The sequence below is a fragment of the Halodesulfovibrio marinisediminis DSM 17456 genome (assembly GCF_900129975.1).
In the GTDB taxonomy this organism is placed as follows: Bacteria; Desulfobacterota; Desulfovibrionia; order Desulfovibrionales; family Desulfovibrionaceae; genus Halodesulfovibrio; species Halodesulfovibrio marinisediminis.
Genome location: NZ_FSRG01000008.1, coordinates 75,330 through 96,645 on the forward strand (window position 1 = coordinate 75,330; position 21,316 = coordinate 96,645).

The 21,316-nt window shown below is 43.3% G+C and carries 19 protein-coding genes and 1 pseudogene; 9 read left to right on the forward strand and 11 right to left on the reverse strand.

The window, feature by feature from the left end; translation table 11 throughout:
* Nucleotides 1–314: 314 nt before the first annotated feature.
* Complete coding sequence (locus BUR09_RS15485; protein WP_074217858.1) at nucleotides 315–2,690, reverse strand: hypothetical protein; 2,376 nt, start codon at nucleotides 2,688–2,690, stop codon at nucleotides 315–317.
* A gap of 267 nt (nucleotides 2,691–2,957) precedes the next feature.
* On the opposite strand from BUR09_RS15485, the gene BUR09_RS15490 reads away from it, so the two are divergent.
* Both BUR09_RS15490 and BUR09_RS15495 read left to right on the forward strand, forming a co-directional pair.
* A complete protein-coding gene (locus tag BUR09_RS15490; protein WP_074217859.1) occupies nucleotides 2,958–4,916 on the forward strand; it encodes a heavy metal translocating P-type ATPase in 1,959 nt (652 codons plus the stop codon).
* A 461-nt stretch (nucleotides 4,917–5,377) separates the two neighbouring features.
* The gene (locus BUR09_RS15495) at nucleotides 5,378–6,439 is read left to right on the forward strand and encodes a hypothetical protein (protein WP_074217860.1); all 1,062 of its coding nucleotides are present in this window, start codon (nucleotides 5,378–5,380) and stop codon (nucleotides 6,437–6,439) included.
* Nucleotides 6,440–6,532: 93 nt separating this feature from the next.
* On the opposite strand, the gene flgM is transcribed toward BUR09_RS15495, so the two are convergent.
* On the reverse strand, nucleotides 6,533–6,850 hold the full coding sequence (gene flgM / locus BUR09_RS15500) for a flagellar biosynthesis anti-sigma factor FlgM (protein ID WP_074217861.1): 318 nt from the start codon (nucleotides 6,848–6,850) through the stop codon (nucleotides 6,533–6,535).
* Between the two features lie 25 nt (nucleotides 6,851–6,875).
* Entirely contained in the window at nucleotides 6,876–7,319 is a 444-nt protein-coding gene (locus BUR09_RS15505) for a DVU0524 family FlgM-associated protein (protein WP_074217862.1), read from the reverse strand.
* A 262-nt stretch (nucleotides 7,320–7,581) separates the two neighbouring features.
* Between BUR09_RS15505 and BUR09_RS15510 the strand changes: the two genes are divergently transcribed.
* Both BUR09_RS15510 and BUR09_RS15515 read left to right on the forward strand, forming a co-directional pair.
* Nucleotides 7,582–8,199: a Maf family nucleotide pyrophosphatase gene (locus BUR09_RS15510; RefSeq protein ID WP_074217863.1), complete on the forward strand. Its 618-nt coding sequence runs from the start codon at nucleotides 7,582–7,584 to the stop codon at nucleotides 8,197–8,199.
* 33 nt (nucleotides 8,200–8,232) lie between these two features.
* Nucleotides 8,233–8,712 (forward strand): phosphatidylglycerophosphatase A family protein, encoded by a 480-nt coding sequence (locus BUR09_RS15515; protein WP_139296874.1) that lies wholly within the window; start codon nucleotides 8,233–8,235, stop codon nucleotides 8,710–8,712.
* Nucleotides 8,713–8,898: 186 nt separating this feature from the next.
* Here BUR09_RS15515 and BUR09_RS15520 read toward each other — a convergent pair whose 3' ends face one another.
* Nucleotides 8,899–9,885: a universal stress protein gene (locus BUR09_RS15520; RefSeq protein ID WP_175566050.1), complete on the reverse strand. Its 987-nt coding sequence runs from the start codon at nucleotides 9,883–9,885 to the stop codon at nucleotides 8,899–8,901.
* Nucleotides 9,886–10,563: 678 nt separating this feature from the next.
* On the opposite strand from BUR09_RS15520, the gene BUR09_RS15525 reads away from it, so the two are divergent.
* Complete coding sequence (locus BUR09_RS15525) at nucleotides 10,564–11,370, forward strand: hypothetical protein (protein ID WP_074217865.1); 807 nt, start codon at nucleotides 10,564–10,566, stop codon at nucleotides 11,368–11,370.
* Nucleotides 11,371–11,492: 122 nt separating this feature from the next.
* Here the strand turns inward: BUR09_RS15525 and BUR09_RS15530 are convergent, their stop codons facing one another.
* Entirely contained in the window at nucleotides 11,493–12,776 is a 1,284-nt protein-coding gene (locus BUR09_RS15530) for an L-cysteine desulfidase family protein (RefSeq protein ID WP_074217941.1), read from the reverse strand.
* A gap of 453 nt (nucleotides 12,777–13,229) precedes the next feature.
* Between BUR09_RS15530 and BUR09_RS15535 the strand changes: the two genes are divergently transcribed.
* Nucleotides 13,230–13,682 (forward strand): type III secretion system chaperone, encoded by a 453-nt coding sequence (locus BUR09_RS15535; protein ID WP_074217866.1) that lies wholly within the window; start codon nucleotides 13,230–13,232, stop codon nucleotides 13,680–13,682.
* Between the two features lie 41 nt (nucleotides 13,683–13,723).
* Here the strand turns inward: BUR09_RS15535 and BUR09_RS15540 are convergent, their stop codons facing one another.
* Nucleotides 13,724–14,323: a hypothetical protein gene (locus BUR09_RS15540; protein ID WP_074217867.1), complete on the reverse strand. Its 600-nt coding sequence runs from the start codon at nucleotides 14,321–14,323 to the stop codon at nucleotides 13,724–13,726.
* A gap of 87 nt (nucleotides 14,324–14,410) precedes the next feature.
* Nucleotides 14,411–14,629, reverse strand: a complete 219-nt coding sequence (locus BUR09_RS15545) for a hypothetical protein (RefSeq protein WP_074217868.1) — start codon at nucleotides 14,627–14,629, stop codon at nucleotides 14,411–14,413.
* Between the two features lie 31 nt (nucleotides 14,630–14,660).
* Here BUR09_RS15545 and BUR09_RS16930 point away from each other — a divergent pair, with 31 nt between their 5' ends.
* Together BUR09_RS16930 and BUR09_RS15550 are read left to right on the forward strand one after the other, a co-directional pair.
* Nucleotides 14,661–14,813 (forward strand): hypothetical protein, encoded by a 153-nt coding sequence (locus BUR09_RS16930; RefSeq protein WP_175566051.1) that lies wholly within the window; start codon nucleotides 14,661–14,663, stop codon nucleotides 14,811–14,813.
* A 115-nt stretch (nucleotides 14,814–14,928) separates the two neighbouring features.
* Nucleotides 14,929–15,582, forward strand: a complete 654-nt coding sequence (locus BUR09_RS15550; RefSeq protein WP_074217869.1) for a cyclase family protein — start codon at nucleotides 14,929–14,931, stop codon at nucleotides 15,580–15,582.
* A gap of 106 nt (nucleotides 15,583–15,688) precedes the next feature.
* Here the strand turns inward: BUR09_RS15550 and BUR09_RS15555 are convergent, their stop codons facing one another.
* On the reverse strand, nucleotides 15,689–16,270 hold the full coding sequence (locus tag BUR09_RS15555; protein WP_074217870.1) for a dienelactone hydrolase family protein: 582 nt from the start codon (nucleotides 16,268–16,270) through the stop codon (nucleotides 15,689–15,691).
* A gap of 585 nt (nucleotides 16,271–16,855) precedes the next feature.
* On the opposite strand from BUR09_RS15555, the pseudogene BUR09_RS16605 reads away from it, so the two are divergent.
* A pseudogene (locus BUR09_RS16605) lies at nucleotides 16,856–17,943 on the forward strand (IS3 family transposase).
* Between the two features lie 145 nt (nucleotides 17,944–18,088).
* Here BUR09_RS16605 and BUR09_RS15570 read toward each other — a convergent pair.
* The 3 genes from BUR09_RS15570 to BUR09_RS15580 all read right to left on the reverse strand — a co-directional run bounded on the left by BUR09_RS15570 (nucleotide 18,089) and on the right by BUR09_RS15580 (nucleotide 21,255).
* Nucleotides 18,089–20,011, reverse strand: coding sequence for a hypothetical protein (locus BUR09_RS15570; protein ID WP_074217872.1), 1,923 nt, complete (start codon nucleotides 20,009–20,011; stop codon nucleotides 18,089–18,091).
* 63 nt (nucleotides 20,012–20,074) lie between these two features.
* A complete protein-coding gene (locus tag BUR09_RS15575; protein ID WP_139296875.1) occupies nucleotides 20,075–20,638 on the reverse strand; it encodes a hypothetical protein in 564 nt (187 codons plus the stop codon).
* A 167-nt stretch (nucleotides 20,639–20,805) separates the two neighbouring features.
* The gene (locus BUR09_RS15580; RefSeq protein ID WP_074217874.1) at nucleotides 20,806–21,255 is read right to left on the reverse strand and encodes an alpha/beta hydrolase family protein; all 450 of its coding nucleotides are present in this window, start codon (nucleotides 21,253–21,255) and stop codon (nucleotides 20,806–20,808) included.
* Nucleotides 21,256–21,316: the final 61 nt, after the last annotated feature.

A 21,316-nucleotide genomic window follows, 5' to 3' on the forward strand; every position in this document is an offset into this window, starting at 1 on the left:
AATAAAGACTCGAAAACTTACTTACGCCTGCTAATTACTCCGCACGGATCCCTGCTTACCTCAAATTCTTTCTTCGATACCTACCAGCTAACGCTGCTCCCTTCTAAAAAACAAAAGGCTACCCAGCATTTCGCCGAATAGCCCTTTTTCTTTTCATAAAAAAACTAGTGAAGCAAAGCCCGCGAGGCTACGTAACAATCTAGGCACCTTGCGAACAATAGCTTTCGGAAACTCCCAAGAATCACTTGTAAAGCTTTGACGGTTCACAAGGTAGAAAAGATTACAAGCCCGATGGAGTCCAAAAACTTCTCGACCTAATTCGGGTCATTTTTATCCCTGCCCCTGCGGGTGTACATAAATGCCGAGACGATTACGAAAAGGATAATCCCCAAAATTGCTGCCGAGGCTGCAATTGCATCAATTTCATACTTACCAACAACCATAATAGTGCCCTCCGTAACATTACTTCCAGTTCGCAAACGGGCAAATGGATTTTGCTCCTCCATTATATCCCGCTGCGCTTCCGAAAGTGGTGAACTCAATTCCCAGTGAAATCCCACCTGTTGTAATTGCTTTCCTTTTCGCGTCACAAGCTGCGTATATGGCACCTGCGGCGCGGAGATGTGCCCGCTTCTGCGCGAAACCATTCGCCTCGCACTTTCTCGATCCAATATCTCTGTCTGACTGCCGCTACGCAAAGCAGCCTGTAACCACGATTCCTTTAACGGTGCAGATGCAACACCAAAACCTGAATCATCACCATAGCCTAAGGCTTTAGAACTAACGTGGCATGACTCGCATGGCCTTGCGTTCCGCGTCACCGTATGAGGCGCAAGCGGTGTCATAGTAAACGAGGTGGAGAGCAAGTTGCGTAATGGAACAGTCTGCTCTGCGTAGGCACTTGCTGAATCGTACACGGAAAGCGCAGTTTCTTCTCTACTAGTATCCACACGATGAACAAGTAGGTCTTCGATACTTTTGTAAAGGGCGTTATAGATTGTCGTTGAATTCTTTTGAGCGGTATGGGCATTAAAAATATGTCTCCGCAAAAGAACTGCGTCATCAGGAGCAACAAGGGTTACATCCTGCTGTTGCAGCGGTATCAAAGGACTTACCCGTCCTTCCCCATTTATTCCGAGAACGGGATTCCGCCATTGCAACTGCTCTGTTCGCCGCGCTGTGTACAGTACATCTGAAGGTTTAAAATCAACCAACAGGTGTGTTCCGTACTCTTGTGGTGCCCATGCGCTGTGACAACTGTAACATTCCAGCGATTCGAAATGTTTTGGATGTGATATCTTAGCTGCAATCGCCCGTGCAGGTGTCTTCCATGCATATCGCTGAGCAATGCTTTTCAGCAGGGGGACCTCATACGAACGACCTGATGCTGAATGCACCACAACGGCTTGTCCCCTGCGAATGACGTTACCAAACGGATTTCCACGGGCTGTAAGTAAGTAGCCGCCCTCAGAACGATATACTGTGCCTACCTGCTGTTCGAACGGAAGAATCTCCGCAGTACCGCGCGTATCGTCCTGTACCAGAACAGAACCAAATTCATCCTGCCAGCCTACAGGAAGCTCCCACGGAAACTTGTCAGTTGTACCATGACAGTCTGAACACTCTATTTCCACATTTACCCTGCCTGAAAGAGCTATGTTACCTGTTCCATGCATTGCACGCGTGGAATGGCAATCCTGACAAAGCAGGCCACCAAGGGGGTTACCGTATCGGTTCATGCCATTATGGTGTACATCGTCCCGCATAGCGCGATACTTTCTTAATTCGGGTAAATGAAGCAACCCTGCATACGACGTTGCAATTCTTTTACCTTCTGAATGACACTGTGCACAACTTTCCAAAGCAATACCTGTTGTAGTCTTTCCATCGACTACAACTTTACTCTTTCTAGTTCCCTGAAGCGAATGCGTAACAACTTTTTTATCTTCTCCATATCGCAAGTGGCAAGCGGCACAACCAGACCCTTTCTCACCATTATTAAGTGTACCGATATGACAAGACGTACATTCTGAACGTACATACTTATAGCCAGCCAAAGCAGGATTCGTCTCAATATCACTCCAATTCTGTTCAGGAACAGCGACAATCCGTTCCGCAAAAATTCCATTCTGCCGCTGATCCAGCCCAATCATGTACGCCTGATATTCTGGCGTCCCGACAGACGGAAGCGCACCGTCAAAATCTAAGATAGTTGCAACACCTACTGGCTGCTCCGGCTTAATTCCCCATCCCTGCAGGATTGCTGATATATGTCCGGTTCCTGTAGCCATCCCTGAACGACGCAAATTATAAACACGTCCTTTATGACATTGACCGCAGGTTTTATCGACAACAGACATTGCTGCCGGAGTAGCAGTAAATTCGGTAAGCAAACTTTCCGCAGGTGCTCCATGATGCAGTCGACGTTCCCATAACGCCACTGGATCACCACCATGACACACTACACAACCATTTGGGTCTCCCTGTGCTGCTCCGAGCATGTAAATCTGCTTTGCCATGTCAGAATCGTGCGCACGGATGGGCGCATGCCCACTATGGCATTCTCCAGAAAGACATCCTTTCCCCACTGCCGGATACCTTTGTGGCGACATTTCCGGCGGCACAGCGCTCCATGCCACACCTACCCACAACAGAATACTGCACCATGTAATAAGACACCTGCGTAACATACTAAACTCCTATGCAATTCCATGAGACACATGGGAATACTCAATAATACAACAAACAGGTATGTGGTGCGACAATTGTCTGGAATATATCACTAAGTTAAACAGGTGCTTTTTTTTCAACAGAACCGCGTCTTGGAAACGTATTCCGACTCCAAGGGCAGAATATTATAAAAATTTAGCATCGTAACATTTTCAGAGCTTTGCTAAAAATGAAGAAGCAACTTTCATGTATTCAGCCTCCCGACTATTTTTAAACAGGACAACGCCATGGCCCCCACTACACATCGTCACTCCACGTTTGAAGAAGCAGCACATTGCGAAACATGCTCCACACGTGCCCGCCAAGAACGGAACAGCCTGTTTTTTAATACCGATGCAATCATGCTCTATACAGCAGCTGTGCTCTTTTTGCTGGAACTGTTTTTAGAAGATTTCTTTCACAGACATAATCTCCACTTCTGGGAGTTTATCTTTGTTTTGGCTGCATATGTACTTGCCGGAGGAACTGTTTTAACGAACGCCGCCAAGACCGTCCTACGGGGTGACTTTTTTGATGAAAACGTCCTAATGGTCATTGCTACAGCGGGAGCACTTGCTATTCATGCTTACGCAGAAGCCATCGGCATTATGATTTTTTTTAAGGTGGGGGAATTAATGCAGGCACTGGCGGTTGCACGCTCTCGACGCTCTATTAAGTCACTTCTGGCATCAAAACCGGAAACAGCGCGGGTTCAAACCGCAACAGGCATTGTTGAACGCATACCGGAAGATGTAACTGTCGGAGAAAAAGTGACTGTACGCCCAGGAGAAAAAGTTCCTCTGGATGGCGTCATTCTGGAAGGAAGCTCGCAAGTTAATTCGGCAGCTATTACAGGTGAGTCCGTACCTATCTCTGCGCACAAGGGTGATTCAGTTATGGCAGGACAAATTTGCATAAACGGCGCAATAACCCTCCGCGTTACCCGCCTGTTCAAAGAATCATCCATCGCCAAAGTTATGGATCTGGTGGAACATGCCACGGAACGAAAGGCTAAAACCGAAAAATTTATTACCACGTTTGCAAGATACTATACCCCATACGTTGTCTTGATTGCATGTGCTGTGGCTTTCATTCCGTCACTGATTATGGGGGGTGATTTAACCAAGTGGGTCTACAGGGCTCTTGTCCTGCTGGTTATCTCCTGCCCATGCGCTTTGGTGATCAGTATCCCGCTTGGCTATTTTGGCGGCATAGGGCGCGCCTCCAGCTCTGGAATTCTAATTAAGGGATCAAACTTCATAGATGCCCTTGCGGGCGTTACGTCCGTTGCTTTCGATAAAACAGGCACTCTCACGCACGGTATTTTTGTAGTCAAAAACATTCAGCCAGCAAAAGGATTCTCTAAAGATCAACTTATGGAATACGCTGCAGCAGCCGAATTCAATTCCACACACCCCATTGCACTTTCAATTCTGGAATACTTCAAAGCAAACGATGGAGCACTAAACGAAAACAAGTTGGAAAAAGCTAAAGCTATTTCCGGCCAAGGAACCAACGTAACCTACCAAGGTCACAATATTCTCGCAGGAAATGCATCACTGCTTGCACAGCAGCAAATCAGCTTTCCTCAATCTCAACAAGAGGGAACTATTGTCTATGTTGCAGTTGATCGGAGTTTCGCAGGAACTATAACTATTGGTGATGCATTGCGCGATGATGCGGCTGAAGCCATCCAGAAACTGAAAGAGCAAGGCATAGAATCTATTATGCTGACAGGGGATAATGAAAAGGCAGCTCGTACAATTGCAGAATCACTCAAACTCGACAAATATCATGCGGGGTTGCTACCCGAAGAGAAGGTAGCCTTTTTAGAAAAACTACAGATGCTACAAAACAACGACGGTCATATGGCCTTTGTAGGTGATGGTATCAACGATGCACCTGTCATCGCTCGTGCGGATGTTGGAATCGCCATGGGAGGACTGGGAAGTGATGCCGCCATTGAAAGCGCAGACGTAGTGCTCATGACAGATTCGCCGTCAAAGGTACCGCAGGCCATTTCTATTGCCCGTCAGACACGAATCATTGTATGGCAGAATATTCTCTTTGCCTTTGCTGTAAAAGGCATCTTCATCACACTTGGCATTTTTGGCATTGCCACCATGTGGGAAGCCGTATTTGCTGACGTGGGAACTTCATTGCTCGCACTCGCGAACTCCACCCGTATATTCACTTTCAAACGATAACTCCCGTCTCAAAAGAATGAAGGCACTCTACCAAAAATTTGGCATGGCGTTCGAGTGCCTTCATCTAATCAGAACAGTCATCATTACATGACAATATTGTATCTATTAAGAGATCTGATGCGAATAAACACAGTAAGATAACCATACCGTGTTTTAACACACATCTATGCAACAAATGTTGCATCATGAATAATTTTAAGCAGTAACAATATATTACACAACAAAGTGACAATATTACTGACTACATAGAAAACGCAGCTACCATATCATGAAAACACGCTTTGCGATTTTACTGTAAAACATTGTATACTAGTGGGCAGTGCAAACGTTCCATGACGCACAGAAGTATTACCTTTTTTTTATTTTGGTTATTGAATAGTTACTACAGCCCATTTATTTGCTTAATACACAAACATAGGTGCTTTCCACTAGTCGAATAAATAAGGCTCATGGAGGAATGTATGCGAGTAATACGTAAAAAAGTAACCGACAACGACCTGAAAGGTTTTGAACATATCGGAAGCAGTCAGGAAATAGTGCGTCTTTCAAAAGATGGAACACTCAAAGCAGGCAACACATTGAAAGGGCATCTTGTCTCTATACTGGAACCGCTCGGAATGTTTACGGAGTACTATGAAAAAACTAAACACGAAATGGTAGAAGAAAATCGTCTTGCAGCATGGACACTATGGAAAGGACTGGTCAAAAAATACGGTCTGGATAACGCTCGGGAAGCGCTCTACAAAACGGACCCCAGCATGCGCGGAATGGACGAGATCAAATTAAGACAAGGCATTATTGAACGCACAACCGCAGAAAGTGCTGACAGTCTAACCTGCGGAGAAGTATCTTCACTTATAAGTCAGGCTAAAGCAATCTCGCGACTTCGCGAAAAGCAATCACAACAACTTCATCAACGTGTTCCAATGACTGAGCATGAAACCGAATTGTATGAACCGGAACATCCTCATACTGCAAGACTGACTGACGCAATAAAAAATCACCAACGCGTAATCGACTTTGTCGGCAATAAGGCAAACCTGCTGTTTCTGATGGATGAAATAAATGAAGACCATGCTCGCCTTAACACAGCCCGTATCGACTATATTACCGCACGCCTTCTTAAGGAAGTAGGTGCAACAAAACGCAAAGGTGTTTTCTCGAGAAACCAGATCATTCGCATGACAGAACGCGCTCTGCATGAGTCATTACAACATAATGCATCATGGTGCCGTCTTCAGACCATGAATATGGAAGTAAACAAGCGCATGGCAAAGCCAAACAGATTTACCAAGGATTTTTATGCACTCAAACACTCAGTTATTACCAATGCAGAAACCACCATTACCCCTGAATATGTTCAGGATATAGGACGCGAACTTACCATGCCGGTACGTAAATTACGGGCTAAAATGATAGCCGCAAAAGTACGCAGACAAGTAGAAAGAAGAGTGACACAAGAGCGGATAACTCTTAACACCGACGACTTCAAAAAGATGACCATAAAAGCCCTGCGTGGCTGATTCCGTGACAAATTTACAAGACACCACAACGCAGTAAAGCCGCTCTCTTATGAGAGCGGCTTATTATTTTCTAACTACTGTCAGAAATACAAATTAGATGAACAGATCGAGTTCGTCGCGAAGAATGCCTTCAGCAATCTTCTTACTGTCGATCTCATATTCACCAGACGCAATCTGGGCTTTGATAGCAGCCACTTTATCTTTGCGCACTTCCGGTGTGTTCATCGCTTCTTTATATGCTTCAGTGCGTAAGCGTCCCTCATCAGAGAAGCTAACCCTATCGCCTTGAGGTTCAGCTTCAACAGAAGTCTGCTCACGACCGGCTTGTTCACGTCCAGCCTGTTCGGCACGCTGGCCTTTTTTCAGCGTAGAACCGTAATCCAGCTTTGCGTTGTAATCATAAACTTTCATTCCTACCTCCCGGTCAACGGCACGCTTATAACATGGTCGCATTGACTTTGTCTAAAGAGATTGCCCAGAGTCTGTTCATTATTTCTTCTTTCTCATCGCTTGTAACCTTTATCGGCCCTAAATCAGTTTCTTTATAGATTTGCAAAGAAAGATTTGGGAAAGGATTTCGAAAGAGTACGGCAAACCCTAAATCAATTTCCAGTTGCGCCTTAATTTCTTCCACTATTGGATTATCGCTGCCGGAAAAGAGTAAGTTTTCGTAAACTTCCCTGGCAACTCGCTCAACAAGTCCCTGCCGCCTTGCATTTGCAATGCGACGCTCCTTGTCAGATAATTGAGCGTCATCATTCTGATTAAAAACATGCAAATTACGCGCCGAACCATTTGCCCGAGCTATATACTGGGCAGTAGTTATTTGCTTCTTGTACTTACGAAGCATGTTTTGCACATAAAATGATTGTACTGTCATGACGCTATTCTCTTAATAGTCGGTATCGACATCCTAAAGATAAACTTTAGACTGATACTCATTAGAATCTTGATGACCATCATTTTATTACAAGAATTTGTATTTTAAGGGCAATCAACACCATCCACTTAAGCAATAGATTCTATCTAGCCCTTGCCTTTCGGCTACATCTGTTCATAATTCAAATTATTGACAAATGTTCTATAGATACAGCACAGTGCACCAATTATAACTACATTATAACCGGAAATGACATTAATATATGAGTACACCTGTTTACACCACATTAAAGCCAGTTGTTCTGGCTTCCGGCTCACCGCGACGAAGCCAGTTTCTGTCTGAACTCGGCATAATATTTACAGTAGAAACCCACGCAGGAAATGAACCACTGCCAGAAGCTAATGAAGTGCCAGCAGAGTTTGCATGCCGCTGCGCCCTTACCAAAACATTATCCGTACGCGAAGTTTCTACACAACGCGACACAGCCTGTTTCATCGGCGCAGACACAATTGTTGTACTCGGTGACGAAATTATGGGAAAACCAACAGATGATGCCCATGCGCTTGATATGCTAAGTAGACTTTCCGGCAATACACACAAGGTAATTACTGCCACTGCGCTTGTGTATCCTGACGGCACTACTGATACATATGCTGTTGAAACAGCTGTAACTATGAAACAATATTCAGCAGATGCCTTAAAAGCGTATATCCGTACCGGAGAGCCTGCAGACAAGGCTGGAGCGTATGCAATTCAGGGAATTGGATCATTTCTCGTGGAATTAATCTGCGGATCCTGGTCAAATGTCGTAGGACTGCCGGTAACCGAGTTGCTGGAAAAATTACAAGCTGCCGGAGTAGTTTCTCCTTCAGCACAATAGTAGCTGCACGGCTACCAACTTAGGGGCTTTATCATGATGACAGAACTATCACTAAGCGACAAAATTGCAGTTCACGCCTCCCGCCTGGGACCTTCCGGACTTTCTCCATTCGCTCCTGGAACTGTGGGTTCTGCAGTTGCCGTCCTGCTTGCACCAATCTTTTTTATGCCGCTTCCTATGTGGATGCGCATTGCCTTTATCGCGGTTCTGTTCTTCTGGGGAAGCATTCAGATTACCCGCGCTGAAAAAATTTTAGGAAGCAAGGATCCCGGAGAAATTGTTCTTGATGAATTGGTAGGACAATGGATAACAATTCTGCCGTTTGCGGCATTATCCTTCTGGTGGATGGTAATTGCATTCTTCCTGTTCAGAGTCTTCGACATAGCAAAACCATATCCCATAAGGGACTCTGAAAAATGGTTGGAACGCGGCTGGGGGGTTATGATTGATGACGTCCTGGCTGGACTCTACGCTATGGTATGCCTTGGTGTGCTGCGGTTTTTATTTGCATAAAAATATCCGCATCCTGCCTTAGCAGGACAACACAGCTCCATACAAAAAAAGGCTTTGTATTTTTTACAAAGCCCTTTTTTGTATGGAGCCCGACCGTGTAGAGAGATGGGCCCTCTCTGCACGGTCGGGGGTGTCTAAGACTGAGGAGTTACCTTGAGGTGTTGCGAAGTTACCATTAACAGGTTCCTAACACGATAACCACAAGCAAGCGTTATTAAGCTTTTTCCACACATGAGCTACGGAAGAGCCCATGAGCATATGACGCATAAAGCTGTTTCCAGTACCTGAACGACCCATTGCCACTACTGCAAAGTTGCCTTGATCAGAGGTTTCCATAATAACAGAAGCAGGATCGTTAGAATGTGCCAACTGGGTTTTGATGGCATCTTCTTTCACACCGTTTGCAACGAGCAGAGAAACTGCTTCCGCTACAACCTGGTGGCTGGCTTTAGAAATAAAACACTGCGCCTTGCGCTGATTGCGAGACTGCTTATTCAGAAACGCAACACTCGGAGAAGCGGTAGTATATTTTTTACCGGGAGCGACATGCAGAACAGTAATGGTATGCATTGGGTTATTTGCAACCATCTTAGCTACATGTTCTGTAATGTTTCTGGAGGAACGTGAGCCGTCCACACACAACAGCACATTCCTGCGACCATGGATCGATGAAGGGGCAAGCCAAACCGGTCTTGCACAGGATCGCTCAATAACTTCTTTTGTAATATCGGTGGAGCCATTAATCATGCTCTCAAACCATGATTTACCGCGTTTGCCGAGAACGAGAGCGTCATGGTTACTATTTGCAGCTTCTTCCATCAGATCCCAAGCCTTAGAATGGGTCTGCAGTCTAGAAAGAAGAGACAAACGGTTACTTGAAATACCTACCTGCTTCAGGCTTTCCTGAGCAGTCATCAAGCATGACAGCTGTTCACCTGTTCGAGCTAAAAACTCTTCAGCAACGGTCTCTTTGGCGCTCGAAGACCGTTCATTTGTGCCGAGTAACTGAATTGTTTTAGCATCTTGCAGATGAAAAAGTGTAAATTTTGCTAGTTCATCCTGGCAGAAAAAGTCACGTACAAACCGAATACCGTATTGTTTGGTATGGTCGTTTCCGACCCCAACGAGCACGCTAGGTTGTGTTCCGTTTTGGGACCAAACAGATGATTTCATCAGTGTTGCTTGCTGCATCATACTGTTCACTCACTATTATGTTATTTGTTGTTCTGTGTTGGCGCACAGACCTGACTTGTTAATCAGTTGGTTTTATTGATATACAAAAGTTCTTTTTTTCACAAGCCTTTTATTCCAAGCTTTTGTTTTAATTATTTATAAAACAAAAGTTAGTAATTACTATATGTTGAATATGCATTCGACATACTTTTTTGCCATAATTGGCAAAAACTTTTTGCAAAAAAATTGAATAAATCATCAAGTAAAATTGCGGATTGACTGGTCAATCCGCAATTAAACGAGAAGAGGCAGCAAGCAATTATTCAGACTCTTCTCCAGAATGACTGGCGCTGTGATAGCACATATGATTGTGTACACAAACAAAATTCTGAAAAAATGCACCACAAGAACACTGCGTCAACCTACCTAAGTCACACTTTCTAATTACCCTTATCAGGTACAAAATAATGAGCGATTGATGTCTTCTGCACTTTTTTACTTTAGAACTTTAGAGTGCCATCTTTATTACAACACTTACAATATGTTATGAAGATGTATTTTTGCAACATTCTTCAGTGTTCTAAAAATACGGGCCGACAAGGTACGCTATAGCAGGCTTAGTAAAAAGCTGATACACATGCACAGTATCTACGATTGCCGCATATTTTGGAGAACAATATGAGCACCCCGACATCCCGAAGCCTGTACTACGGAGCAAATCCTCTAAAACGCCCATCCAAGGATGACCTTACCCGCGTAACAGGAAGACCTATGCCTCACTTGCAACAGGCACAGGAACTGCTCAAGCCGTACCTTGTTTTCTCCACACTCCGCTCTGTTCAGGCACTCCGCATATTAGCCAACCTCATCGGGCGCGATTACGGCATATTCAAAATAACCCAACTCGCCTATCTTCTAGGAATGTCCAGCCGAATTGCTGAATACAAGCTTATCGATGAATTTCTGCATATTGCCATACAAGACATCAACGCAAACAGTGTCTTCAACGTTGAGATTGTCCATGTATTCGACCATTCCGAAGAGCGAGAAAAAACAAAAAACGAAGAAGAGATACTTCCTGATGAAGTGGCTTTTATCGTTATTGAAAAAGAACGCTACGAAAACTGCCCAAAACAGCTTGCAGGCAACTTAGTACGTATTGCGAACTTCAATCCCCTTGAGGCACTCGAGTACGCAGTACAGATGGACAACCGCAATCTCACAAGCGAATTTGTTTCCGAACTACGCATTGCTGAACATAAAGCCTCACATATGACCACAGGCGGCAGACGCTTTTATCTTAAGCGCTGGATTAAAGGAAATATCGACAGAATAAACGGGGCAACTTCACAGAAAAACAAAGCTGCTGAAAAGGCGGTCGCCTTAATGCAGGCAGAAGAATGCTTCAACGTACGGGGACAATACTGTTCCCCCCGAGACTCCTATACCTGCACAGTCTGTCAGCAGGTTTTTAAAACAAAATAGAAAAGGGTGGCTAACAGCCACCCTTTTTTTATTTCTTGGAGTGTATACACGGTGTATAGTTTTTCAGCGTCAGAAGCTCTGCGCACACACCTTTCGTATTACTTATCAAATCATCTTAAAAATTAAGAATGATCCTTTTTATGTACCATAATATCCAGAATAACCTTATCTGTTTCAATCATACCTGCAGTGCCAAGACGACCAAGGTTCTTGATGCACACTTCGATATTGTCATCCACAATACCATCAGTGCCCGGTACAGAAGTACCTTTCATCGCAAGTAAGGCAGAGTTGATTGCAGCTTCTACACTGGAAGCAACTTTTAGTGCACAAGAAGTTTTTGCACCGTCGCAAATCATACCGGCAATGGTTCCAATCATATTCTTAATAGTTCGCTCTACTTCTTCAAGTCCACCACCAAGTAACATAACAATACCGCATCCAGAGCCTGTTGCAGCGAGAATTGCGCCGCACAGAGCAGAAAGTCTTCCAAGATGATGTTTCAAATGAATAGCGGTAAGATGACTTAAAATAAGCGCACGCGCCATCTCTTCTTCAGACTTACCGAGTCGGCGTGCAAATGCAGTTACTGGAATAGTCGCGGTGATACCTTGGTTTCCGCTGCCAGAGTTACTCATTACAGGCTGCATAATGCCGTCCATGCGAGCATCAGATGCAGCTGCAGCAAATCGGGTTGCAAAGGATGTAATATCATCTGAACGCAAGCCCAGTGCAATATCTTCATCCATAGAGCGGCCTACTTTCAGACCAAAATCATGCTCGAGCCCCTCTGCCGCAATAGCTTCATTGAGGCGAGCTGCTTCGAGAATGAAAGAAATATCTTCAAAGTCTACATCCTTTGCAAACTCATAAATTGCAGCCATAGAAAGCGGCCATGATTCGTCAGAAGCATCTTCTTCCACCAACGGATTACTTTCAAGAACTTCAGCATCTTTAGTGACTTCAATGACGCCGGTATGAGTACGGGCAATTGTGCAAGAAGCAGTATGGCCTTCTGCCGTTACAATAGCCTTGGAAAACAGCAGCTCGTCTGTTTCTGCCAATTCTACCTTAACATTTCCGTCTGCCATAAGCTGCTTGGCTTCTTCCACGATCTCAGGTGTTAAATCGCGCAGTACTTCCAGCTGCAACTCTGCTTTACCACCAAGAGCCCCAACTGCAGCGGCAATATCAAGCCCTGTCATGCCGGTCCCCGGAACGCCTACCCCCATGCCATTTTTCAGCAGGTTACCACTGACCTGAACAAGAAGGCTCTGAGGCTTTGTTCCCAGTGCTTCAACCGCATGAGCAGCAGCCAGTGCCACAGTTACCGGCTCGGTACACCCCAGCGCCGGAACAACTTCACGGTTCAGAATAGCAATAAATTCATTCCATTCTTTCTTCATTGTCATTGCATCTCACTTAAATCTATTTAGTAGAAGATCATTGATGTCATATTATAAGCTGAAAGATCACTTCAGGCAATTTATGTAATGCTGCATTGTTATATGGCAACTCAGTAGGGAGAACCACACACGCCGTCAAGAAGCTTTATCAAGCCCTTACTCTGGAAACAAAGGACCTGTCTCAAAATTGCCACTGCGTGCAGGATATTGTCCACTTTGCCCATGCAACCGGCGTCACAGTCTTATATATAAGACTGGAAACTATCCTATCAAAGTCTTTTTCTCGTTCAAGCAATTCGCAACTAACATCATTACTATATCAGAAAGTTAATGCCTGAAAAAAAGACTACACACACATTTTGTCCATGTCTGGTACAGTACTTGTGCTAATGGTACAATAGACAAAACCATCAGATTTCTTAATTTCTCATCTTTTACAAAATGGTGAAATCTATGAACAATCGTCAAAAAGTACAACACATCCTGACAGAGTTCAGTAAGCATGTTGAACTGGAGTCAATTAAACTGAACAAAGACGGAAGCTGCAGGCTATTTTTCGATAAGCATATCGAGGTAAATTTGGAACTTGATGATACAACAGAAAGTCTTTTCATCATCAGTCCTGTTATTGAGGCACATGAAGATCTCTATGCAGATGCATTGGAACTAAACTTGTTCTGGGGCCAATTGAAAGGAAGTAGATTTGTTCTGCTACGCAACATTAATGTGCTGGCGCTCATGCGCAGACTATCTATAGAGACTCTGGAAATTGAAACATTTGAAGAAACGCTGGAACAGTTTCTGGAAACAATCACAGTCTGGAGGAAAGCATTCGAGGAAAACCCTAAGGAAGAACAGGCTGCTGCCTGTGGCTGGAATGCACATACCATTATTGGGAGAGCATAAAAAAGCCTCCGATGGATATCTCCACCGAAGGCAACAATCTCTTATCGTGCTGCGATTTCGCAGGCATCCGACAGTACGGTATTCGGCTCGTAAACCATTTCAGCACCTTTAAAGATAACGCCACCGCATCCTGCGCGTTTAGTCCACGTCTTAATCCAACGATCATACGCCTTCTGGGTGGAAAACGAACGGGAGTGGAAATACTGCACAGGACGCATATACATTGTCACTTTGTCCAGAAGCATAAACACGTCTGCAAGCATGTTGATTTGCGTCCAAAGAGTAAACGGACTTTCCGCATCCGGTGCATACATATCGTAAATACGGAAATGCGGCTTACCTTTTTGTACAGGAATGATTACGCCGTCTGCGTGAAAAGGCCCCTGCATCTTTTCGCCAAGGAGCTCACTTAACTTATCAAACTCTTCAATAAGATGCTCCATTCCAGAAAGAGCTACGCCTTCAGAGTCAATAACTTCCTTTGTCACACCATCGATAAACACACGCTTACCAAAGTAACGGGCGCAATGCATGGTGCCGCTAAGGGAACCGCCATGTGCTGCTGTAAATGCCTCTATATCAGACCCGTATGTTGCACAACGAAACGGGCTTTTAGCCATTTTTGCAATTGAAAGATCCATTCTCTCTCCAACAAAGTATCATCCGGACAAAAAAATCCGGCACTGTTTTACTACAAAAAACACACTACACACATTCACTGCACTCTATCAACCGGCATAATTAGCCTGAGAGTAGCCGCTCCACACTGTGAGTAACCGCTTATCAAGTGTGTCACCGTTATTTTTTACTGCATTACCAATTCGGTTGCCAAAAAATGTCTTTTGGCAGTACAGTGGGTCGATTTGTTTAATTGTATGCTCAAACAGCTCTACTTCTTCAGGAAGCTGATGGTGGTGCACGCTTGTGCAAGCTTCTAATAAGCTCAACAGTAGCGCTGTTTGGGAATTGAGGAGTCTTATGCTGACAACAACTCAAGCACCTGATGGTAAACCCGTTTACCAGTGCGACAAATGCGGAAGAGAAGTTGTGGCGCAGGATATTATAGTTACCTTTAGTGGTGACTTCTGTCCTGCCTGCTACGCCAAACAGCAACAGGATAAATCTTCCTAATGATTGAGGCAGGAGATACTTATATCTTCTGCCTCTTTTTTTACCTTTTCTTCATCATTGTGTAGCGCTACAAAGCTTGCCATACCTATAGTTAACTTTATATATTGGAGCGAATATGACCACTCCTTACTCACAAGCCAATGTAGTTGACCTTACACATACAATTACTGAAGACATGCCAGTATATCCCGGTACGGATGCTCCGATAATTGAACAGGGCACCACGGTTGCTAAAGAAGGCTTTGCCGAAAAAAAGCTTACATTCTTCTCACATGTGGGTACCCACATGGATGCTCCGGCACATATTTTTGAGGATAAAAAAACGCTGGATGCACTGCCGGTTTCAACATTTACAGGGCCTGCATGCGTTATTGATGTCTCCGGTCAGGCTCACATCACACTCGATTTCTTAAAGCTACATGAAGACCGCATCGGCCATTGCGACTTTGTCATCTTTTCTTCCGGTCATGAAAAACATTGGGGAACTGAAGCATACTTTTCCCCGTTCCCGACGTTAGATGAAGAAGCTGCAAAATGGATTTCAACTCAGAACCTAAAAGGTCTTGGCATTGATGCTATCTCGTTTGATACTATGGATGTAACTACCCTGTTCATTCACGAAATTCTTCTCGGCAACGGACTTGTCCTCATCGAAAACTTGAAGAATCTAGATCAAATCAAAGATCCAATCTTTACCTTTGTGGCGTTACCACTCAAAATTGTTGAAAGCGACGGCTCTCCTATCCGTGCGATCGCCATTCTACCGTAACTCACGATACTTCATTTAAATATTGCAAGCGGCCTTCGACCATGCAAAAAACAATGCCCCGTAACCAATAGTTACGGGGCGTATTTTATATAATGGCACAAGCAGCCTAGCTTTGAGCAGCACCCTGTGGTGCAATCTGATCTTTAATCCATTGTAACCAGAACTGACATGCATCCTTATGGAAATTAGCTGATAACGGGTTCATAAACCCGTGGGCAAACGGGGTAATGTAACACTGCGCGAGTGGCAAATCCTGAAGCGACCGTGCAACAGGTTCTACCTCAAACGATTTTTCATTGTCTGAGAAAACCAAATCTACAGGCACCTTCGGCATGTAATTCATCATATTACGAATAGGTGAACCATAAAAACATATTGCGCCCACAACTGCCCCTACATTATCCGCACAAGCAGCAGACCAAACAGCTCCTGCACCAGCACTGAAGCCAATAAGGCAAGTAGGCTCTGTTGTCTGTTGTACCGCTTCGATAACCTTCTGGGCATAATTATCGTGCCCGCACTCAGCAACATATCTGGCATATGCATCTTCTTCACTAGCAAATGCGGGATCTGTCCCATCATACGGATCAACAACTGTAATACTGCTCGTAATATCTTCAAAAAAAGACGTCATCCCGTCTACATACGGAGTCTTTCCCCATATTTCTGTGGCAAAAATAATATTCATTATTATTGACCCTTATTCGAAAACCAACACGTAATTCACTCCCACATTATAGAGGGAGTTCACTACAGCTTGGCGTCATTATTTTTACTATTACGGCACACTGTCTTTGCACCGACTCTATCAAGCAACATAACTCCTAAACATATAACAGAAGTAAAATGTTACATACTAAAGCACTTAAACAAAAACGCTCTACCAGCGAGTTTTAGCTCCCCAAAAGAACGTTACGCGCTGTATCAAGCAATCTCGGAAACGGAAAGAAACCCCATGAGGAGACAATTGTCAATCAGCGACTCTATCTCATAGCTAGCACAACAAGCAGTATATTACCGCCTCATTTTTTTTGTCATAAGACTGCCTAACGAATTTCAAAATATAACAATTGAAAAACACCAATTTTTTCTTAACAAATAACATGATCACCCCAACGCCCAAAAAAAACATTGAGACATCAACTCTTGATATAACAATCATATAAGCTATGAAGATGTTACTAGTTGAAGTGAACAAGAAGGCTGTAATGTGAATCGCCCCTATTTTCGTAGACACTCTTTAGTTATGTATTTGTAACTTCAGAAGGATACGATGGGCGATAAGCGTTACCCTGATGAATTCAAAATTGAAGCAGTGAAGCACATCACAAAACATGGCTATTTTATCCAAAATGTTGTTCAGCGGTTAGGAGTAAATTCGCACAGCCTACATTTGTAGCGAAAGAAGTATGGTGATGGTGTAGTTTCGGCAGGCTCTATCAATGATCAGCAGGCGAAAATAAAGCCTCTACGAGCTGAACTAAAGCGTGTAACGGAAAAACGAGGTCTCTTAGCAGACTTCGCCAAAGAGCCCCTGTGAAGTCTGCGCTCACCAAGCCCCATCTACATAAGTTTGCTGTCCGATCTATTGTCGAGCCCTGCAAATTCATCACAGCGGATTCTACGCTTGGGTCAAACACCCGAATTCACCACGGCAAAAAGAAAATCTAATTAAGTAATTCTGGCTGGAAAGCGGCGGCGTGTATGGTTACCGGAAAAGCCACCAAGATTTATGCGAAATCGGAGAAATATGCGGTAAAAACCGTGTTGCTCGACTTATGGAGCAAGCGGAACTTAAAGCATAAGTCGGCTATAGAAAACCACGCGTCAAAGCTGACGCACCGCTATTCAAACTGACAGTCGCCTAAAGCAGCAGTTTAGTACAGACGATCCAAAGAAAGTGTGGGAGACGAAAATTACGTATATTCGAACCCATAGGGCTGGTAGTGCTTATCTAGAGTTATAAATCTCTTTTCCAGACAAGTTGTTGGTTGGGCTATGAAACCATAGATAACGGTAGAGCTAATGTTGAAATTCCTACTGATGGCATTGTGGCGACGAAAGCCCGAATATAGCGTTCTGATTCACTCCGATCAAGAAAGCCAGTACACAAATCATGACTGATTATCCTTCCTAAAGGCGCACAATCTCGTTGCAGTATGAGTAGGCGAAGAAACTGTCATGACAATGCTGTACTTTCAGCTTTTAAAACGAAAACGGATTAAACGACGGGTCTACAAAGACAGAGAAACTACCCGTAAGAATATCTTCAACTACATTGAAATGTTCTACAATCCAATTCGATGGCATGGACACAATGGAAACCTGCTACCGATTAAATTTGAAAAAAAAATTTGCTAGTAATATTATAGGGTTCTAATAAAATGGTGGCAATTCATCTCTTAATCTACAAGTGCATGTTAGATGAAAGTTTATACTAATAAAAAAGCACCTTATCGGTGCTTTTTTATTAGTATAACGCAAAAGTTATTATCTAGAATAAGCCTTAAGCTGTTAGCTGCTTCATGGCTTGACACATAGATTGTACAGTCGTGTTATTTGGGTATGCTTTTTCAAGTATTTCCATTTGTCCAATAATAAAAGTTATGGCTTCATCGTTAGATGTATTTTTCAGCATCGGCACAAAGGAGATAGCTGATTTTGAAAGAAATTCCGCAGCAAGTTCATTTTGGGGTTGGGTATCGCACAGTTTGCTAAGAGTATTGTACGCGCGTTGGTACTCTATCAAACTGTCATTTTTTGAGCTGATAATGGCATGATTATATGCCACTTTTGCATACTCTTTTCCAACTATTAAAGAGTCTGTAAAACATTCTGCTATACTCTGTGCCTTTTCGAAATGAACACTGGAAGTTGTAAAATCTCCTTGTTCTGCACAGCGGACGCTTTCAGCGTTTTCTATATTGAGTTTTATTCGCGCTGCTTCTTCGTTACTTTTAATAAGCTCAGAAAGTGAGTTTATTTCATTTTTGATTTGTGAATAGGAAAGTTCTTCGTTTTCTGGAGTAAGCGCAAAGAAGAGGAATGCGCTGTAGCACTCTGCATATCGTGCAAGCAAAGCTTCATTTTCAACGCAGTGAGCTTTTAGACCATTCATATGTTTAAGCATGGTACCTAATGGTACGACATGTTGGCCTGTTCGTTTCTTAAGAATAATACTGCAGGCCCATAGAGCTGGGTAAAGCAACTGTGGGGTTGGATATTTTAAGCAGTTTGTAATAAGCTCTTTGTATAACTTGATAGATATGATGTTGTCTTCTGGGGTCGTTGCTGCAATAAGATTTGCAATCATGGTCGCATACGGGTCAGCAATTTTCTTTTCGTTAGGAAGAGCTTCAAAAACGTTCCGTACGTTTGCAAGAATATCTATACATCCTTGCACCTTATTTTGCTTAGCAAAATGTAGGAACCCTGCAGATGCAATCTCTGTATATACAATCCAATATTGGATTGTAGCATTTGCCTTACTACCTTTAGTAAAAAGAGCTGGGATCAGTTCTGCAAATGTTTCGCAATCAGGCTGTATATCTACAAGATTAAAAGCAATTGCATTGATATGAATAAGTAACAGCTGTTGTATTGCTTTACGTGTAGCTTCTTCGTTTTCCAGTTCTAATTCTGTTTCTGTGACAAGCATCAACAGGGAGTATAGCGCCTTAGCTCGCGCCCCCTTTAAGAATAGTTCTAACTGATACATCTGCAACAATGCATCAGCAATGGCTGGAGCGCATTCTTTGTGACGAATAAGCCCCTTTTCTGGGTCAGTTAGAATAATGTATGCTTGAGAGGCATTTTGGTGTTGGTCTTGCTGCCTGCTAATGATGTATAAACTGCGTGCAGCATCAGCAAGGAAAATGCGTACACTGGTGTGTTTATGCTTGCGGCAAAGATTGCAAATATCCTCAAAAAGACCTGCGGCACCCTCATGATCTTCCATTGTGAGTGAAGTGGTCATAAGGCTGGTTGCTACACGTGCAAGCTCCTTGGCTGCTTCAATACTTCCACTATAGGATTCACATATCTGCAGGTCTGTATAGAGTTTATTTGCAATGTCCATGTTGTTTGTACTTAACGCCGCAATCGCTGTCGTTGCTGCAATGGAGTACAAGGTTGAGTGTAGCATGCTATATTCGTATTCATCACATAGCGTTGTGAGTGATTCGTATATTTGTAATGCTCCCTGTAGCTCATTGCACATGAGAAGAGTCGGCAAGGTAAGTCGTACAATCTTGCAGTAGTCGTTTACACGAGCTTCTTTGTTAATGAAAAGGGATATGTTTTCATCAAGTTTGTTTATAATTTTAAGAAGTTCAGAAGCCTTTTTTGTTTGTGATGTTAGGCTGTTAGCTTGCGAAACTTGTGCTTGAATCTCTGTAAAGAAAATCTCTATCTTACTATTATCTTCCACAAAATCTTACCTTTCACTAGAGAGTGTTCATCATCCCAGAGTGGTATTAAACAGACACAATCGCTATTTAATTACACCAGATTCTTTCATTTCTGGCCCCATGGCGCCCCAGCTTTCAATTAAGGCTGCTACAGCATATGAAACTTGGTTAGGAAAAACAGGAGCACTTGCGGTTACAGGAATGTCCCAAGACAAAACAATGTTGCCTTTATCGTTGGTGTACAGGCCTTGTGGAACTAAGTTTTTGTTATGCCATTCTGTTGAAAAATCTGCGAAGCGTTTTTTTGCAGCTGCAGAAGTCATTGGCTTGATGTGTGGCGTGGCTCGCACACGAATAATGTTCACTAATGCTGTATTGTTTTTTTTGTCAAAACTACGAAGAAGAGTATCTACCACAACAGTACAATTAGGAATATTGAGTTTGCTGTAATCAATGTCATACTTCATAATGTAGTAATCTTGGTTCTCATTAGAACGAAGCAGTTCAAATTTGTATGGAGATTTTCCATGCATGAGTTCTGCAATACTTTTTGTAATATTGCCTGGAACCATACTTGGCTGCAGGAGGGTGAAAGTCATATTTTTGGTGCTGTTAGCCACTTTCTTTTGTTTGTTTTTTTTACTCATAGTAGTTTCCTGTATAGTTGGTGTTTGATTTTTTTTAACACAGCCAATGCAACAAGTTGAGATTAACGCAAGGGTAAGGATAGCTGCCAACAACGCTGAAATTTTCGAACGGTTTGTCTGAGGCATAGTATGTTCCTGTTGTGTTTATGTTTTTTAAATCAATACGATTAATTAATTACAATTGTAGAATCATATTGCTGTAATAGCTTTGACCATGCTGTCTCCCACCCTTTTGTATGCGAACATTCTGGCACGGTAATAACTCTTAAAAAATCTGCTTTAGAGCGATTAACAAATGATCGTGCAATTGAGATCGGGATATTTTCGTCTTCTGCCCCTACGTAATGTACTTGAGGGATGTGGCGTACTTTATGTGCATAATTCTCGGGACTAAGGGAGTCATAAAGTGGTGTAATGTCATGTAGATCAACCCATAATTGTGTGTTGATATTCCCAGCAATAGTCCTGATAGATGCAATGTCATCTCTGCGGGCTGCTATAAGAATGGCTACACCACCCCCGCCAGAGTAACCAACCAGATGAATGTTTTTAGCCCCGCTTTGTCGTTTTGCTATGGAAATAGCTTCATCCATGCTGACAATAACTTCGTCGCTCATGCGAGCGAATGTCCAAACATTAGTATCGCAGTTTCGTGCGTCTATCCCGCCTGTAAATTGG

Bases quoted from the DNA above. Each gene is read 5' to 3' on its own strand.
- BUR09_RS15485 (WP_074217858.1), bottom strand. From the start codon at position 2,690: ATGTTACGCAGGTGTCTTATTACATGGTGCAGTATTCTGTTGTGGGTA.
- BUR09_RS15490 (WP_074217859.1), top strand. From the start codon at position 2,958: ATGGCCCCCACTACACATCGTCACTCCACGTTTGAAGAAGCAGCACAT.
- BUR09_RS15495 (WP_074217860.1), top strand. From the start codon at position 5,378: ATGCGAGTAATACGTAAAAAAGTAACCGACAACGACCTGAAAGGTTTT.
- flgM (WP_074217861.1), bottom strand. From the start codon at position 6,850: ATGAAAGTTTATGATTACAACGCAAAGCTGGATTACGGTTCTACGCTG.
- BUR09_RS15505 (WP_074217862.1), bottom strand. From the start codon at position 7,319: ATGACAGTACAATCATTTTATGTGCAAAACATGCTTCGTAAGTACAAG.
- BUR09_RS15510 (WP_074217863.1), top strand. From the start codon at position 7,582: ATGAGTACACCTGTTTACACCACATTAAAGCCAGTTGTTCTGGCTTCC.
- BUR09_RS15515 (WP_139296874.1), top strand. From the start codon at position 8,233: ATGATGACAGAACTATCACTAAGCGACAAAATTGCAGTTCACGCCTCC.
- BUR09_RS15520 (WP_175566050.1), bottom strand. From the start codon at position 9,885: ATGAAATCATCTGTTTGGTCCCAAAACGGAACACAACCTAGCGTGCTC.
- BUR09_RS15525 (WP_074217865.1), top strand. From the start codon at position 10,564: ATGAGCACCCCGACATCCCGAAGCCTGTACTACGGAGCAAATCCTCTA.
- BUR09_RS15530 (WP_074217941.1), bottom strand. From the start codon at position 12,776: ATGAAGAAAGAATGGAATGAATTTATTGCTATTCTGAACCGTGAAGTT.
- BUR09_RS15535 (WP_074217866.1), top strand. From the start codon at position 13,230: ATGAACAATCGTCAAAAAGTACAACACATCCTGACAGAGTTCAGTAAG.
- BUR09_RS15540 (WP_074217867.1), bottom strand. From the start codon at position 14,323: ATGGATCTTTCAATTGCAAAAATGGCTAAAAGCCCGTTTCGTTGTGCA.
- BUR09_RS16930 (WP_175566051.1), top strand. From the start codon at position 14,661: ATGCTGACAACAACTCAAGCACCTGATGGTAAACCCGTTTACCAGTGC.
- BUR09_RS15550 (WP_074217869.1), top strand. From the start codon at position 14,929: ATGACCACTCCTTACTCACAAGCCAATGTAGTTGACCTTACACATACA.
- BUR09_RS15555 (WP_074217870.1), bottom strand. From the start codon at position 16,270: ATGAATATTATTTTTGCCACAGAAATATGGGGAAAGACTCCGTATGTA.
- BUR09_RS15575 (WP_139296875.1), bottom strand. From the start codon at position 20,638: ATGAGTAAAAAAAACAAACAAAAGAAAGTGGCTAACAGCACCAAAAAT.
- BUR09_RS15580 (WP_074217874.1), bottom strand. From the start codon at position 21,255: ATGAGCGACGAAGTTATTGTCAGCATGGATGAAGCTATTTCCATAGCA.